The sequence below is a fragment of the Aminipila luticellarii genome, from assembly GCF_004103735.1.
Lineage (GTDB): Bacteria > Bacillota > Clostridia > Peptostreptococcales > Anaerovoracaceae > Aminipila > Aminipila luticellarii.
In genome coordinates this window covers 2,416,264-2,431,697 of the sequence record NZ_CP035281.1, presented here as the reverse complement: position 1 = coordinate 2,431,697, position 15,434 = coordinate 2,416,264, and the positions used below count along the sequence as shown (strand labels likewise).

Here is a 15,434-nt window from a genome sequence, read left to right as displayed (position 1 = left end):
CTGAAAGAACCCGAAGAAGAGATGGCAGTAGAAGAGTCCCGAAACGAATTCAGCAGAGAACTGTTGGAACAAAAAACAGTAGGGGAACTAAGAAATATAGCCCGTAAGCTCCATATAGGAACCATGACAAAAAATGAAATTAAATTTGCGAAAAAAGGACAGCTGATTCACGAAATTTGCAGATTTCATGAAGGAGGGGATAAGTAGATGCTGCTATATGACAAGGATTTACTATCTGTACAGGAAGTGCGTGATCTGGTAGAACATGCAAAGACAGCACAGAAGGAATTAGCGGAAAAAAGTCAAGAGCAAGTAAATGCCATTGTAAAGTCCATTGCAGATGCCGGTGTGAGAAATGCCAAGCGATTGGCACAGCTGGCACACGATGAAACAGGCTTTGGCATTGCAGAAGATAAAGTCATCAAAAATATTTTTGGGAGCAAGGGCGTTTACGAGAGAATCAAAGACATGAAGACCGTAGGAGTCATCAAACGCAACGAAGAAGCAGGGACCTACGCGGTAGCCGTTCCTGTGGGAGTAATAGCCGGTTTGATTCCTTCTACGAATCCGACTTCAACCGTGTTCTATAAGGCGGAAATTGCTGTAAAGGCAGGAAACGCTATTGTATTTTCACCCCACCCTAATGCCATAAAGTGCATTTTGGAAAGCGTGAAGGTCATCCGTCAGGCCATATCAGAAGCAGGGGGTAATGAGGATCTGGTTTCCTGTATTTCTATTCCGACGATTCAATCCACCGATGTGCTGATGAGTCATCCGGATACCTCTTTGATCCTGGCTACAGGCGGATCCGCCATGGTAAGAGCCGCATATTCTTCGGGAACACCGGCTATCGGAGTAGGACCCGGTAACGGCCCAGCCTACATTGAGAGAAGCGCGGATATCAGCAAAGCGGTAAAGTGCATTTTGGATTCGAAGACCTTTGACAACGGCACCATATGTGCATCAGAACAGTCTGTAATTTGTGAGGACGATATGAAGGAAGCCGTTCAGAAGGAAATGGAGAGGCAGGGAGCATATTTTCTGGATGCCAAGGAAAGAGAGCAGCTGGGGAACTTTATTTTACGCTCCAGCGGTACGATGAACCCGATGATTGTAGGAAAGAGTGTGAAAGTTATAACGGAGCTGGCAGGATTGACTGTACCGGAGAATACCAGAGTGCTGGTGGCAGAAGAAACCGGTGTCGGCAGAGGTCACCCGTACTCCAATGAAAAACTGGCGCCAATCCTTGGATTCTATACCGCACCGGATTACAGGGCCGTTTGTGAACGATGCTGTGAAATATTATATTACGAAGGAGCAGGTCATACCTTCATTATCCATACGAAAAATCAGGAAATTGTGGATTACTTCGCACACCGCGTTCCGGTATCCCGATTTATTGTGAACAGTCCGGGAGCATTGGGCGGAATCGGAGCATCCACAGGATTGATGCCGGCCCTGACACTGGGGTGCGGTGCAGTGGGCGGCAGTGCTACCAGTGAAAATGTAGGACCGGAACAGCTGTATAATCTACGGTATGTTGCGGTAGGAAAGAAGGATTTAGAAGAGATTAGAAAAGAAGCCGGGGAAACGGAAATGATACCGGAAATGATCAATTTTGATGTAAAACAAATAGATGAAGTGGTACGCCGCGTCATTAAACAACTGGAAGCCATATAGACATAAGGAGGAATTAAAATGTTAGCAATGCAGGCGTTAGGCATGATTGAAACAAAAGGATTGGTAGGCTCTATAGAGGCAGCAGATGCCATGGTAAAAGCCGCAAATGTAACACTGATTGGCAAAGAACACGTAGGCGGCGGACTGGTTACTGTTATGGTACGGGGAGATGTAGGCGCGGTAAAAGCGGCTACAGATGCAGGAGCGGCAGCGGCAGAGCGTGTAGGCGAGCTGATCTCCGTGCATGTTATTCCTAGACCTCACGAGGAAGTAGAGCAGATACTTCCCGTGTTAAAGTAAGGAGGGTATAAAATGACGACAACACAAGCATTAGGTATGATTGAGACAAAAGGACTGGTAGGTTCCATAGAGGCGGCGGATGCCATGGTAAAGGCAGCAAATGTAACTCTGATTGGCAAAGAACATGTAGGCGGCGGATTGGTTACCGTTATGGTAAAGGGAGATGTAGGCGCGGTAAAGGCTGCTACAGACGCAGGCGCGGCGGCGGCAGAGCGTGTGGGCGAATTGATCTCCGTACACGTTATTCCTAGACCTCATGAAGAAGTAGAGCAGATACTTCCCGATTTAAAGAAGTAAGTTGTATTTAAAATAAAGGCGGGAGGTGAAAGCGTTGAAGGTCATAACCGAAGCGGCTTTGCGGGAAGAACTGAGAAACAGTCAGCCGGAATATTATTGCATACCGGAGGAGACTCTCTTATCTCCAGCAGGGCGTGAATATTTACAGCAACGCAAAATTAAAATTGTAAAAGAGCCCCCTATACAGCAGGTACAGGCATCAGAAAACAAACAGAGTACCCCATCGGAAAGTACGGAAGTGTCCAATCATGCGGCAGAATCATGGAAACCCAAATATGTTGATTATGAAACCGGGGCTTTCTACATGGAAAAGCCGGAGCACATGTGCCAGCTTTCAGGAAATCTGCTGGTGCCGAAGTGCCATCCGAGAATTCTTTTCAGAGGAAAGCTGGATTCCATTCAGACACTGATTATTCTGGATCAGGCACGAATGGCAGAATCCGGTACTTCCGCAAAGGTAATCGAGGACTTGAACAGTGTTCTTTTGGTCTTACAGAACATCATGAAATGTGACGTATTGGATCAGGAGCTGGAGAGCGGATTGATCATCGGGCTGACCAACAGGGAGCTCCATGACCGCTCTCACGATCCGATGAAATTCTTTGGAATCAAGCAAATGCTGATGCCGAATTATACCATGGGAACGTCCTATGCTATGCTGAATCAGCTCCGAGCTGCCATTCGAGAGGTAGAGGTGGCTGCCACGACCGCTTTCTATCAGAACGGTAAGTGCAGCAGAACGGATATTATCGAGGAATTGAACCGGCTGTCCAGCGCACTTCATGTTATGATGTGCAAATGGCTGGCAGGAGAGTATCATTAAAAGGAGATGGAAGAATGGATAAGCTGATTCAAGCATTGAAAGACACCATTATGGCAAATGGTATTCTGCAGGTTGAAACCTCTGCAAGGCATGTTCATTTAAGTCAGGCAGATTTAGAGCAGCTGTTTGGAAAAGGACATACATTGACGCCTAAAAGAGCGTTGTCACAGCCGGGACAGTATTTGTCGGAGGAAAAGGTTACAGTGGTGGGGCCTAAAGGAGAAAAGAAGGTTTCTGTTTTGGGTCCGGTCAGAAGCCGAACCCAAGTGGAGCTGTCCCGAAGTGACTGTATGAGTTTAGGTATGTCGGCACCGGTTCGGCTGTCGGGAGAATTGGAAAACTCCGGGGCTGTGGTGCTGAAAGGGCCAAACGGTGTGGTTGCTCTATCCGAAGGAGCCATCGTGGCTAAAGCGCATATACATATGACGCCGGACATGGCGGAGAAGCTTTGCTTAAAGGACAGACAGCAGGTAAAATTGGAGGTTATCACGGACAGACCGCTTGTATTGCAGGAGGTCATTGTTAGAGTAGACGAGGCATCCAGCTGTAAAGTACATATTGATACAGATGAATCTAATGCAGCAGGATGTGAAGATTTTACTTTAGGCCGCATTATAAAATAGCGGAAAATGGATTTTGAGAAGAGTCAGGAAAAAAAGACTGGGCAGAAAGGAGGAAGCCTATGGAGCTCAAAGAATTAGTGGAGCAGATTGCTGTAAAGGTCGCGGAAAGAATTTCAGAACTGGAAGAAAGCACACAAACGGAGATCTGCGGCGGCGGATCAGGTCAGAAACCAAAGCTGCTGATTCTGACAGAGGACCATGGCACAGCCTGCCATGAACTTTTGGAAAAGGAAGCTGTCAAAGCAAAATTTGAAGTTGTTTGTACACGAAGCAGTGAATATACGTGCGACTTACAACAAATAGATACGATTGTGCTTGGAAGCTTCAGCAGTCTTTCTTTAGGAAAGATCGCAGAGGGTATCGGGGATACGCCGTTTACCGAGACGGTGATCAAAGCGATCCTGATGGGAAAACAAATCCTGATACCCCATGAGGAAATGGAAATCTATCAATACCGGAATACTGCTCCCAAGCTCTATTACGGGTTGATGATGCAGAAAATCGAGTTCTTAAAGAGCGCAGGTATTCGATTTTGCAGCAGAGACCAACTGGAAAGTATGATACTTGAAAACGAAGGTACAGCGGAAAGAAAGAGCTGTGAGAAGCCGGAGGAAAAGCTGGAAGCATACGGAGCGTATACTGGAAATTCGATAAAATTCACGAAGAAGATTATTACGGAAAGAGATCTCCGAGCTGCTTATGAACAGCATGCGATGCAAGTTTTTATCACAAAGAAAACGATCATCACAGATTTAGCCCGTGAATATGCGGAGCAAAAAGGCATTTCGTTTGCAATCGACTGATATGAATTCCGGCACCGAAAGCGCAGTGCTGTGTAGAAGAGAGGGTAAAGTATATGAAAGTGGCAAAGGTTATCGGAAATATATGGGCGACGAGAAAAGATGAAAGCCTGGCAGGGCTGAAACTCATGATTCTTTTGCCTGTGGACCTTTTACATGAAGACCAATACCAACATCCAATCGTGGCTGCCGACATCATTGGCGCAGGAGTTGGGGAAACTGTTTTGTTCGTCTCGGGAAGCTCAGCACGAAGCGCAGTCGGAGATTCGACCATACCGGTAGATGCTACCATTGTAGGAATTGTAGATGATAAGGAAATTAATGAAAGCGTGCTGTAAAAAGCGTGCGGCGAGGTGAGAAAATGAACATAATAGAGACTGTAAAAAATGCCGGGATCGTTGGTGCCGGCGGTGCAGGATTTCCTACCCATGTAAAGCTTTCTGCCAAAGCGCAGGTATTTATTATAAATGCAGCGGAATGTGAACCCTTGATTGAAACCGATAAATATTTGATGAGGACGTTTCCTGATGAAATTTTGAAAGCAGCTGAAACCGTAGCGGAGCACATCGGTGCGGAACGCAGGGTGATTGCCTTGAAGAGCAAATATCAGAAGGAAATAGAGGCATTGCAGAGAGCGATAGATAAAAACGGATCTTCTTTCGAACTGGTTAAAATGAAATCCTTTTATCCGGCCGGAGATGAGCAGACTTTAGTACAGCTGGTCACCGGGCATAGTGTACCGGAAAGAGGTCTGCCCTTAGATGTAGGATCAGTGGTCAGCAATGTGGGAACCATGCTGAATGTGTATGAGGCCATGCAGGGGAAACCGGTGACGGATAAGTATTTATCCGTGGTGGGTGAAGTAGCGGAGCCGATTATGCTGTATGTTCCCATAGGAACCTCCTTGCAGGAATGCATTGATCAGGCCCGTCCCCAGCTTGAAGAATACGATATTATTGTGGGCGGACCGATGATGGGGACAGTATATAGAGGAAGTGATATTCAGGATCTGACGGTAACCAAAACCACCGGAAATATCCTTGTGCTGCCCAAAGACCATTATCTGGTAAAATGTGCAGAGCTTTCGCTTTCTTCGATTGTTGCACAGACCAGAAGTGCCTGTATTCAGTGCAAGCTGTGTACTGATATGTGTCCGAGATTTCTGATCGGACATAAAATTCGTCCCAATATGGTCATGAGAAATATGTACAGAGAAAAGCTGATAACGGATGACAGTGAATATGAAGAAATTTTTGGAGAAGCAGCGAACTGCTGTGACTGCGGAATATGTGAAATGTTCGCCTGTCCAATGAGCCTTTCTCCCCGTAAAGTAAATGTGTTCGTAAAAACACAATTAGCGGCTCGGGGCATTAAACCGGAACGCAACAAGACGCCGAAAGCTTCGGCGGATCTGCCCTATAGAAGGATACCCACTGAACGATTAGTGGCTCGGCTGGATTTAATGAAATATTATCACGAACACGCTGAAAAATGCATTCCGCTCACACCTAATCAGGTTTCACTCCTGATGAAACAGCATATTGGAGCACCGGGAATTCCTTGTGTATCCATAGGGGATTTGGTGGAAAAAGGAGACCTGATCGTAAGAGCAAAAGAGGATGCTCTCTCTGCTTCGGTACATGCCAGCATAAAGGGCACAGTAACCTTGATGGATGGTGAACGGATTGTCATTGACAAAGAGAAGGAGTAGTACTATGGCAAATGCAGTAGGTATGATTGAGCTGAACAGTATCGCTCAGGGAATAGAAGTGGCGGATTATATGATTAAGGCGGCGCAGGTAGATGTGCTGCGGGCCACCACCGTATGTCCGGGAAAATACATAATCGTGGTCGGAGGGGAAACCGGTGCGGTAGAGGCATCTATGAAGGATGGCGTGAAACGGAGCGGTCCGCATGCAGTGGATACGCTGTTGATTCCCAATATCAACGACCAGGTCATTCCGGCAATATATATGACAAATCCTGTTGAAACATTAGGAGCCGTTGGGGTATTAGAGTTTTTTTCCATAGCTTCGGCAATAACCGCTGCGGATGTGGCAGCAAAGGCGGCTAATATTACGCTGATAGAAGTGCGTATGGGCTGGGCTATCGGAGGGAAGGGCGTGGTCACGCTGACTGGTGATGTGGGTGCTGTACGGGCTGCCGTTGCAGCTGCTCAGGAGACAGCTGAGTTGATGGTGGGAAGCACCGTCATACCGAGACCATCCCCGAAATTATTGGAAAACTTGCTGTAGCAGGCGGGTTACAGCTATACAGGTACAGGAGGAAAGATATGTTTGATGAATTAATAAATGCTTTCGATGTATCGGTGCTTACGGAAAGTTTGCAGGCATACGTTGGAAACCTAACAGTCAATTCAGTTATTGTAACGATTATGACCATTTTCATGTTAGTAGGTGCTATTGATAAAATTCGCGGAAACAAGCTTGGATATGGAGAACAATTTGATGAAGGATTTCTTGCCATGGGACCTCTGGCTATTGCAATGGCTGGCGTTGTGGCAGCAGCACCGGTATTATCTATTTTATTAAGACCGATTATTTCGCCGATTTATACGTTGGTAGGAGCCGATCCATCTATGTTTGCAACCACTTTGCTGGCTTGTGATATGGGCGGATATCCGCTGGCGATGCAGTTGGCGGAGAACGATACCTTAGGTAATTTTGCAGGATTGATCTTAGGGTCGATGATGGGACCTACCATTGTATTTACCATTCCGGTAGCTCTTTCCATCATCAATAAGAAAGACAGACCGTATTTGGCAGCAGGTATTCTGGCAGGTCTTATCACGATTCCAATCGGTTGTATTGCCGGTGGTCTGGTCATGAATATGACTCCATATAAAATCAGTTTGATTACTATTTTGATCAACTTGATTCCGGTTATTGTCGTAGCAGGTCTGATCGTACTTGGTCTTTGGTTCAAGCCGGCAAGTATGATTAATGGGTTCAACAAGTTTGGTACGGCCGTTACAGTTATTATCACTATATTTACCGCGATTGCGATCTTCCAATATGAAACAGGAATTCGATTCCCATTATTCGACATTATGGTCGACCCGGATAAGAACGGCGGAGTGATTGGATTAGAATCCGGTCTGCTGGTATGCGGACAGATCGCGTGCGTATTGGTCGGTGCGTTCCCGATGGTAAAGTGGATCACAAAGACCTTCGGAGGAACCTTGGAAAAAGTCGGCGGACTTCTTGGTATGAACGACAAGGGTTCTGCCGGTATGGTGGCTACTCTGGCGAATAATATCGCCATGTTCAACATCATGGGTGAAATGAATCCAAAAGCGAAGCTTTTGAACGTTGCCTTTGCCGTATCTGCTGCATTTGTTTTCGGGGATCACCTTGGATTTACCGCAGGTAATAACCCTGAAATGATTTTCCCGGTAGTTGTTGGTAAGCTGGTAGCCGGTATTACCGCATTGATCTTAGCCAATGTGCTGGCACCAAAACTTTTAAGCAAGATTGAAGTAACAAGTGACGATGAGACAGCTGTTGAGGCAGAATAGTACATTAAAACATAGGATAGGAGAAGGATTATGAATATTAGTGAAGATTTGGTAAAAGCTATTGTAAAAGAACTGCTTAATCAAATGAGAACTCAGGCCGGTGAGGATTTTGTGAAAGAAACAGACAAAACCAGCGGTATTCTGGTAGTTCGTGGAGATACAGTAAAGACAGAAGCCTTTGAAGGCAGAGAAGATGTAAAACTAAAGGACATCGTTACGTTGCAGGAGGCTCCGAGAATGGGCGCCGGCATTATGGAACTGGTTGACAGTGCAGATTTTGAGTGGACGCTGACGTACGATGAATTTGATTATGTCATCGACGGTACTTTAGACATCAAAATCGACGGAGGAAATGTGATTCGAGGAAATAAGGGGGATATTATCCTGATTCCGAAAGGAAGCCATATTCATTTCAGTACTCCTAACAGCACTCGATATGCGTATTTCGTATATCCGGCAAACTGGCAGGAATTAGCATAGCAAGAAAACTCCTTTCATATAGGCGTTAAGCCTTTAGGGGCTGATCCATAACAGTCGTATGTGCATATACCATACTGTTTTGGAGCAGCTCCTTTTAATTTTAATTTTTTTATCACAGTACTTTGATTCGTTAAAAGCATGCAAAGCAATAGGCTCAGGCCATAATGTATGAGAATCCTTTTCTTGTAAATACTAATACTAGAAGGAGGTGATAATATGGGCATTATAGGTTGGATTGTCATAGGTGCACTTGCAGGATGGATTGCGAGTATGATCACGGGCAATAATAAAGAAATGGGAGCCTTTATGAATATTACCGTTGGTATAATCGGAGGGTTCCTTGGCGGACTGATTATGAATTTAGTTGGCGGAGTCGGTATCACAGGGTTTAATTTATGGAGCTTTGTGGTAGCGTGTGTCGGAGCGATCTTATTATTATGGATTGTTAATGCATTTAAAAGAAAAGAAAGCTACAGTTAGAAGATATTTGATTCACTGTAAGAAAATGGAGCCATTGCGAAAAAAACCGCGATGGTTCCTTTCTTGTGTGATTATTTTGCTGGGAACAAAAGGGAAGTTATGGTATAATGAACGCAGCGATTAAAATCGGCGTTGCCGTAAGGAAGCGTTCATTGAATCATGCTGCGACATGCTTGCATGGTATAATGATTCTATTGATTGAAGTCGGCTTTGCCGCAGGGAAAGAATCATTGCATCACACGGCGACGTAGCTTGTGTGGTATAATGAACGCAGCGATTAAAAAGTTTAAAGACTTAAGACTTTGTACATAATGGATAATAACAGGGAGAAAGGAAGGATGCTGTACTTTAAGTATAAGTACACATATAGGGTGACAAAATGATTTTTAAACACGAATCGGCTAGAATCTATCATGAAGATCAAAACGGAAAAGTATTGGCGGAAATACTTTTCCCTTCAGAACCGGGCGGTATCGCGAACATTACCCGCACCTTTGTGGATGATTCGCTAAAAGGGAAGGGCATTGCATCCAAGCTGGTTGAGATGGCCGTAGAGCAGATAAAAATGGAAGGTAGAACTCCTAAATTTACATGTTCCTATGCGGTTAAATGGGCAGAAAAGCATGATCAAAGCTCTTGTAAATGCTAGGATATAGAAAAAGGAACAAGGGATTTTCGGTAAACAGGAAGTATAAGAACAGGACGAAAGGCAATAAAAGAGATGATGGATTTAAAAAGAGTAAATGATTACATGAAGAGGGTAGAAGAATCAGAGGAGGTGACATTTAAGCCTGTGGGAAGCAAGTTGAAGGTCGGGCTTGATTTGGGAACGGCGTACATTGTGCTGGTGGTGCTGGATGAAGAGGATAATCCCATTGCCTGTGAGAAGAGGGCCGCATCCGTACTCAGAGACGGTATAGTGGTCGACTATACGGGAGCACTGGCAATCGTAAGAGAATTAAAAGAGAAATTAGAACAACGTTTAAACGGCCGGGAACTGATAAACTGTGCTATTGCCATGCCTGCCGGAACCGATTCCAGTGTAAAAACTCACTCGTATGTGGCAGAAGGTGCCGGATTTGAAGTGACGAATATTTTGGATGAACCAACGGCGGCCAACTCCATATATCAGATTGAAAATGGTGTAGTAGTGGATATCGGCGGCGGAACTACGGGACTGGCCATCTTGAAAGACCAAAAAGTGGTGCAGATCGAGGACGAGCCTACAGGCGGTACGCATGTGTCGTTGGTTCTGGCTGGGAATTACCATATATCTTTTGCAGAAGCGGAAATCATGAAGCAGGATTACAGCAAGCATAAGGAAATTCTTCCGGTAGTAAAAGCGGTTGTGGAAAAAATGGCTTCTATTGTAAAGAAATACGTAGATCCAAAGGAAGTGGACACGATTTATCTCTGCGGCGGAACCTGCTGTCTGACAGGAATCGAAAAAATCTTTGAAAAGGAAACCGGAATGAAGACGATTAAACCGGACAATCCATTCTTAGTGACTCCTGCCGGAATAGCCATGAACTGCGTGGCAGGAGAATAGAAGCTCTGGATTATTTGTAATGGAAAATAACATCTATTAAAATTTTTTCTGGTATTTACAGATGGGATAAGGAAGAGTATAATTGGATTACAGTACACTAAAGCGTATAGTTGTAATCCAATTATTTATGCAGGCATAGTTTAGTGGCAAAATATCAGCTTCCCAAGCTGAGGTTGCGAGTTCGATTCTCGCTGCCTGCTCCAAAAACAAAAGGTAAAAAAGATTTATTGCTTACAAAGCCAGTAAATCCAAGCCTTTCAAGAGCTTCCACGATGAAAAGTGGAAGCTCTTTTTTCGTAGATTTATTGGGGTAAAAGCTTCACTCTGACAGGACTCAAACCTACAAGTAAAAACATTCATGAGCAGCGCCCTTTTTAGTACAGAGCGAAATGAAAAAGGGCGCCACTCAAAATACAATCAGATGAACAAGCTGAAATCAAAAAGGGCTCCGATTTTTAAGGCTGAATGAAAGCCGATAAAGTTAGCGCCCTTTTTTTATATATACACCAAAATCACATTAAATTTGAAAGCATTAGAAGGCCGGAGAATCGGAGTGCAGGAATGCACTTTTATTCTCCGGCTTTTTTGTTTTCTGGAAAGGAAAGGTCATGCTGGTACACTATAAAAGAAATAAACAAACCGCCTGCTACGATTCAAACAATCTCTCCACTGTAGGTAGAATACCCCCGGCTGAACGGCCATGCGGTCCATTTCAAAGCTGTGGCGGCTGCCCATACCCGTCCCACGGCTTCATCTGCTACAGCGCTGAGGGAGATTGCCTTAGAACGGATATGCAAAAAACTGCAAAACGCAAGGAAGGTGCAAGATGAAACATGGAAACTGATTTAACAAAGAGGTATCCGATCAAATCAAGGTACTGCTGCTGTATAACGCCATGAAAAAGTGGTGCGACGGAGCTGTTTTTGTGTAATCACAAACCAATATTTACAGGGAGGTATTCAAATGAGCGTTAACGCCAGAAAAGAAGAATATGAACACATAGAATTGTTTGGAAAGCCAGCACTTTTCACCAATTCCCGCATCGACCGAACCACGGTGCCGGTGGGCTTTTACTGCTACGATTTGCGCGGCTCCGACTATGATCCAGGCAGGCCGGTGAGCATAGAAAATAAGGTTACCGTTAACCACGCCGGAGCCGTTTTGACACCGGAGCCGGTCACTATCTCCAAGGAGGGTTTCCGCAGGCTGCGGGACAACATCAATTTCCTCGGTGAGTCCCTGACTCTCGCAGACTTCTGTGATGAGCACAAAATCACTCTCGCATCCGAATTATCCAATCCAGATGAGTCAGGCGTGAAGATGGGAGGAATGACACTTGGATAAAGGAAAAATCTTTGAAGTAGAACTCAGCCGGTGGAACCCTTCCGGTGCAAATCCGTCGGCACAAATCGCACTCCCCGCCACACCCTATGAGCTGGCGGATGCGTTGGAAAAAGCAAGAATTACCGGAGATACCGTCTATTCCGCGGAGGTTTTAAGCTGCAAGCTGGACTATCTGCCGCAATTTATCGCCCCCGATATCAATCTGTATGAGCTGAATCACCTCGCCCAGCGGCTGTCTTCCCTAAGTGCATGGGAACTGGACTGCTTCGAGGGCATGGTGATGATGGATGCCGTTCAGACTCAATACGCTCCCATATCAGTGGAGCGGCTCATCAATATGACACACAGCACCGAGCATTGCCAGATTGCCTATGAAGCTCATGACGATCCGTCTCTCGGCAAATTTTATGCGGATAATGATTTTGTACCGGCACTGGAAAGGGTATCGGATGAAGTCTACGAATATCTGGACTTCGCCAAAATCGGCAGAGAGATGCGCGAGGGTGAGGGCGGCGTGTTCACGCCCCATGGCTATGTAGTGCAGAACGGCGAGATTGCCTCCGAATACCACAGCGTCGATACCAGAACCCTTGACAAGCCGGATTATGCCGTGCTTCTCCAAGTAACCAAGGGGCATTTTAATGATCCCGCCTATGACAACGAAACGGTTGTCTTCCTCAAGCTCCCTGCCGGGGATGCGGCGCTTTTGCAGGCGGTTGATGCTGTCGGAGCCGCCTCCCCGGAGGAATGTGCATTTTCGGCGGAGGACTGCATGGCGCCAAGCCTCACTGAAAAAATCAGCGACGTTCTGTATGCATCTGAGGGCGACTGCTATGGGCTGGTGAATGAGCTGGCAGAGCAGCTCCGGCAGCTTGAAACGGACAACCATCTGCTGACCTACAAGGCAATGCTGGCGGAAGCTCCCGGTGATATATCTTTGGAAGAAGCCCTTGACCTTGCGTTTATGACAGAGGAATTTGAGCTTTTGACTGATACTGCCTCTCCCGCTGAGTACGCAAAAGTGGAAATCCAGCGAATGCTTTCTTTGGCAGGTGATAACGGACTGAGCCTGTTCTGTAATCTGGATAACTACGGGCGGTATCTTTTGGAGCAGCGTGCCACTGCCGAAACCGAATACGGGCTGCTGGAGCCGCAGAACGGCATGACGGTGGACCAATGCCTCAACCGCCCCGGACAGAGTCTTGGCATGGAAATGAAATAGCAAATCTTTGTTGGGTTTTGGTATAGCTATTCTCATGAAGCTGTGGCATTGTGTTGTGCTGAAGGGAGGCGAAGAAGATGGACGAGAAGCTCATGGACTTGCTGGATATGGCTCTGGCGGAGCGGTTTCAGCTTGTATATTCCGCCCTGCGTGAATCAGACCCTCAGGCGGAGAAACTGGCACAGGAACTAATTTCGCTCAGTGACAGCATCCAGAACAGCTTTGAAATCAGTCAAGGTATAAAAGACAGAATTGAGTAGTATCTGAGTCAAAATTCGGATTTAGAGGTAACGTTTCAAAAGCATCTGTACATTCAGGGCGCCAAGGACTGCGTGGCAGTGTTAAGAGAGCTTGGCGTAATCAAGTAGCGCAGGCAGAGACGCCTGCGCTTTTTTAGACCCCACATTAAAACAGGGCCGTTTCCCCAACAGGAGGCGGCCCTGTTTTTTTGCGCCCTTTTTTGCCTTTCTGGGGAAACGGCCGGAAAGGAGGACCCATGCAGAAAGAACAGCTTGCAGAGCATCTGCGCCGGTATCACCGCGGTGCGGAAAACGCGGTCATCAGCCGTGAGCTGGAATGTACCTTCCACGTTTCCGGCAAGGAGCTGCGGGATCAGGTCAATGCCCTGCGCCGGGAGGGTGTTCCCATTGCCAGCGACCAGAACGGGTACTTTTACGCGAAAACCGAAGCCGAGGTACGCCTGACCATCCGGCATATGAGAAACCGCATCAGCGGAATCAGTGCTGCCATCACCGGCCTTCGGCGTTCCCTTGCAGCCTTTGACGATACGCAGATACGTCTGCCGCTGGAAGGAGGTGATGACTCCTGAACAGCTTCATGTCCTGGATCGGCGGCAAGAAATCCTTGCGTGAGCTGATTGTCACCCTGTTTCCCCTCTATTATGAGCGGTACATTGAGGTGTTCGGCGGAGGCGGCTGGGTGCTTTTCCACAAGCTGCCCGGCAACGATTTTGAGGTCTACAATGACTTCAACGGTCTGCTGGTGAACCTCTACCGCTGTGTGCGGGAGAAGCCGCAGGAGCTAATGGCGGCGCTTGCCTACTGCCTCAACTCCCGCGCGGATTTCGAGCTTGTGAAAAACGCCCTCGCCCGCGATTCTCCCGCATCGGATGTGCAAAAAGCGGCGTGGGTTTACCAGCTTATCCGCTACAGCTATGCGTCGGGGCTAACCAGCTACGGTAGCCAGCCCCATGATATCCGCAGCAATTTCCCTCTCATCGAGCAAGCCCACCGGCGGCTTGCCAAGGTGGTCATCGAAAACAAGGACTTTGAGAAGCTCATCGGGCAGTATGACCGCCCTGTCAGCTTTTTCTACTGCGACCCGCCGTATTTTGAAACCGAAAGCTATTACAAAAACGTGGGCGAGGACGGCTTCACGGAAAAAGACCATATCCGCCTGCGGGATGCCCTGCTGCAGATCGGCGGCAAATTTCTGCTGTCCTACAACGACTGTGAATTTATCCGCAGCCTCTATGACGCACCGGGCATCCAGACGGAAGCCTTTACCCGCATTAACAACATCAAGCAGCGTTATGACAATGGGGCGCAGTTTCCTGAAATCCTCATTGCCAACTACGATCTGCATGAGCGTGAGAAAAACGCCCCATCACAGCTGAATCTGTTTGGGGAAGGAGGCTTCATGGAGTAGAAAAAGCGCCCTTGGCACAGCCTTGCGTGAAAAACAAAATTAATACTTGATTGGAGGAACCCTTTTTTATGAAAAAGAATCAAATGCCCCAAATCGGCCTACCGGCCGATGCCTGTGAACGGTCCGGCTTCACCGATAAGGATACGCTGGAGCTTCATGCCGGACAGAACGCCCTTGTATTTATGAAGGACAAAATGACGGCGCTGGAGGTGGCGAACGCCATCCAGAGTCTCAGCGCCCTTGCCGCCGATCTGACCGTCGTTCTCGCCTCCGCCTGCGGACTGTGCGACAACTGCGGCGAGGGCTGCGCAGATGACTGCCCTGCCGGATGCGTTTCCGCTTGCTCTCTCTGCCATGATCTGCTGGATGAAAGCCAGACTGTCCGCATCCCCGGCTATCTGCTGGAGGAAGCGGGTATCCCCGCCGACGCCAAGCTGGAAGCCTATACGGACGAGGACAGCGGCGAAATCACGGTGGTGGAGGCCGATATCCAGCAGGATATTACCGATGTGCCGCCCGGTATTCTCGCCGTGCTGGCCCAAAGCGGCGTGTGCCTTGCGGAGCTGGATGAGCTGATTATGCTGGACAGCATCATCTACGGCAACTAACCTGTCTTGGATTCCCAACACA

Annotated in this window: 20 protein-coding genes and 1 tRNA gene; all 21 read left to right on the top strand. The window is 47.1% G+C overall.

Annotated features, from left to right (window positions below):
- The first annotated feature begins 207 nt into the window (after positions 1–207).
- Complete coding sequence (locus tag EQM06_RS11380; RefSeq protein ID WP_128746484.1) at positions 208–1,680, top strand: acetaldehyde dehydrogenase (acetylating); 1,473 nt, start codon at positions 208–210, stop codon at positions 1,678–1,680.
- A gap of 18 nt (positions 1,681–1,698) precedes the next feature.
- Positions 1,699–1,980 (top strand): ethanolamine utilization microcompartment protein EutM, encoded by a 282-nt coding sequence (eutM, locus tag EQM06_RS11375; RefSeq protein WP_128746483.1) that lies wholly within the window; start codon positions 1,699–1,701, stop codon positions 1,978–1,980.
- Positions 1,981–1,992: 12 nt separating this feature from the next.
- Complete coding sequence (locus tag EQM06_RS11370; RefSeq protein ID WP_128746482.1) at positions 1,993–2,277, top strand: BMC domain-containing protein; 285 nt, start codon at positions 1,993–1,995, stop codon at positions 2,275–2,277.
- A gap of 34 nt (positions 2,278–2,311) precedes the next feature.
- Positions 2,312–3,100 carry an ATP-binding protein gene (locus EQM06_RS11365; RefSeq protein WP_128746481.1) on the top strand — a complete coding sequence of 263 codons (789 nt, stop codon included), beginning with the start codon at positions 2,312–2,314 and terminating at the stop codon, positions 3,098–3,100.
- 14 nt (positions 3,101–3,114) lie between these two features.
- Positions 3,115–3,723: a phosphate propanoyltransferase gene (gene pduL, locus EQM06_RS11360; protein ID WP_128746480.1), complete on the top strand. Its 609-nt coding sequence runs from the start codon at positions 3,115–3,117 to the stop codon at positions 3,721–3,723.
- A 59-nt stretch (positions 3,724–3,782) separates the two neighbouring features.
- The gene (locus EQM06_RS11355; protein ID WP_128746479.1) at positions 3,783–4,526 is read left to right on the top strand and encodes a hypothetical protein; all 744 of its coding nucleotides are present in this window, start codon (positions 3,783–3,785) and stop codon (positions 4,524–4,526) included.
- Between the two features lie 53 nt (positions 4,527–4,579).
- On the top strand, positions 4,580–4,861 hold the full coding sequence (locus EQM06_RS11350; RefSeq protein WP_128746478.1) for a EutN/CcmL family microcompartment protein: 282 nt from the start codon (positions 4,580–4,582) through the stop codon (positions 4,859–4,861).
- Positions 4,862–4,884: 23 nt separating this feature from the next.
- Entirely contained in the window at positions 4,885–6,234 is a 1,350-nt protein-coding gene (locus tag EQM06_RS11345) for a 4Fe-4S dicluster domain-containing protein (protein WP_128746477.1), read from the top strand.
- A 4-nt stretch (positions 6,235–6,238) separates the two neighbouring features.
- Complete coding sequence (locus EQM06_RS11340) at positions 6,239–6,778, top strand: BMC domain-containing protein (RefSeq protein WP_128746476.1); 540 nt, start codon at positions 6,239–6,241, stop codon at positions 6,776–6,778.
- 38 nt (positions 6,779–6,816) lie between these two features.
- Complete coding sequence (locus tag EQM06_RS11335) at positions 6,817–8,061, top strand: ethanolamine utilization protein EutH (RefSeq protein ID WP_128746475.1); 1,245 nt, start codon at positions 6,817–6,819, stop codon at positions 8,059–8,061.
- Between the two features lie 30 nt (positions 8,062–8,091).
- Positions 8,092–8,541: a cupin domain-containing protein gene (locus EQM06_RS11330; protein ID WP_128746474.1), complete on the top strand. Its 450-nt coding sequence runs from the start codon at positions 8,092–8,094 to the stop codon at positions 8,539–8,541.
- 216 nt (positions 8,542–8,757) lie between these two features.
- Positions 8,758–9,021 carry a GlsB/YeaQ/YmgE family stress response membrane protein gene (locus EQM06_RS11325; RefSeq protein ID WP_128746473.1) on the top strand — a complete coding sequence of 88 codons (264 nt, stop codon included), beginning with the start codon at positions 8,758–8,760 and terminating at the stop codon, positions 9,019–9,021.
- A 379-nt stretch (positions 9,022–9,400) separates the two neighbouring features.
- Positions 9,401–9,670: a GNAT family N-acetyltransferase gene (locus EQM06_RS11320; protein ID WP_128746472.1), complete on the top strand. Its 270-nt coding sequence runs from the start codon at positions 9,401–9,403 to the stop codon at positions 9,668–9,670.
- 72 nt (positions 9,671–9,742) lie between these two features.
- Positions 9,743–10,570: an ethanolamine utilization protein EutJ gene (gene eutJ, locus EQM06_RS11315; protein ID WP_128746471.1), complete on the top strand. Its 828-nt coding sequence runs from the start codon at positions 9,743–9,745 to the stop codon at positions 10,568–10,570.
- A gap of 129 nt (positions 10,571–10,699) precedes the next feature.
- Positions 10,700–10,773 (top strand) — tRNA-Gly (locus tag EQM06_RS11310).
- A gap of 760 nt (positions 10,774–11,533) precedes the next feature.
- Complete coding sequence (locus tag EQM06_RS11300; protein ID WP_018214032.1) at positions 11,534–11,914, top strand: LPD28 domain-containing protein; 381 nt, start codon at positions 11,534–11,536, stop codon at positions 11,912–11,914.
- Entirely contained in the window at positions 11,907–13,136 is a 1,230-nt protein-coding gene (locus EQM06_RS11295) for an antirestriction protein ArdA (RefSeq protein WP_018214031.1), read from the top strand. The genes EQM06_RS11300 and EQM06_RS11295 overlap by 8 nt, the downstream gene beginning before the upstream one ends.
- Before the next feature lie 77 nt (positions 13,137–13,213).
- A complete protein-coding gene (locus EQM06_RS13190) occupies positions 13,214–13,396 on the top strand; it encodes a hypothetical protein (protein WP_230974967.1) in 183 nt (60 codons plus the stop codon).
- A gap of 188 nt (positions 13,397–13,584) precedes the next feature.
- The gene (locus tag EQM06_RS11285; RefSeq protein WP_018214029.1) at positions 13,585–13,965 is read left to right on the top strand and encodes a hypothetical protein; all 381 of its coding nucleotides are present in this window, start codon (positions 13,585–13,587) and stop codon (positions 13,963–13,965) included.
- An 8-nt stretch (positions 13,966–13,973) separates the two neighbouring features.
- A complete protein-coding gene (locus EQM06_RS11280) occupies positions 13,974–14,804 on the top strand; it encodes a DNA adenine methylase (protein ID WP_018214028.1) in 831 nt (276 codons plus the stop codon).
- A 68-nt stretch (positions 14,805–14,872) separates the two neighbouring features.
- Positions 14,873–15,412, top strand: coding sequence for a hypothetical protein (locus tag EQM06_RS11275; protein WP_018214027.1), 540 nt, complete (start codon positions 14,873–14,875; stop codon positions 15,410–15,412).
- Positions 15,413–15,434: the final 22 nt, after the last annotated feature.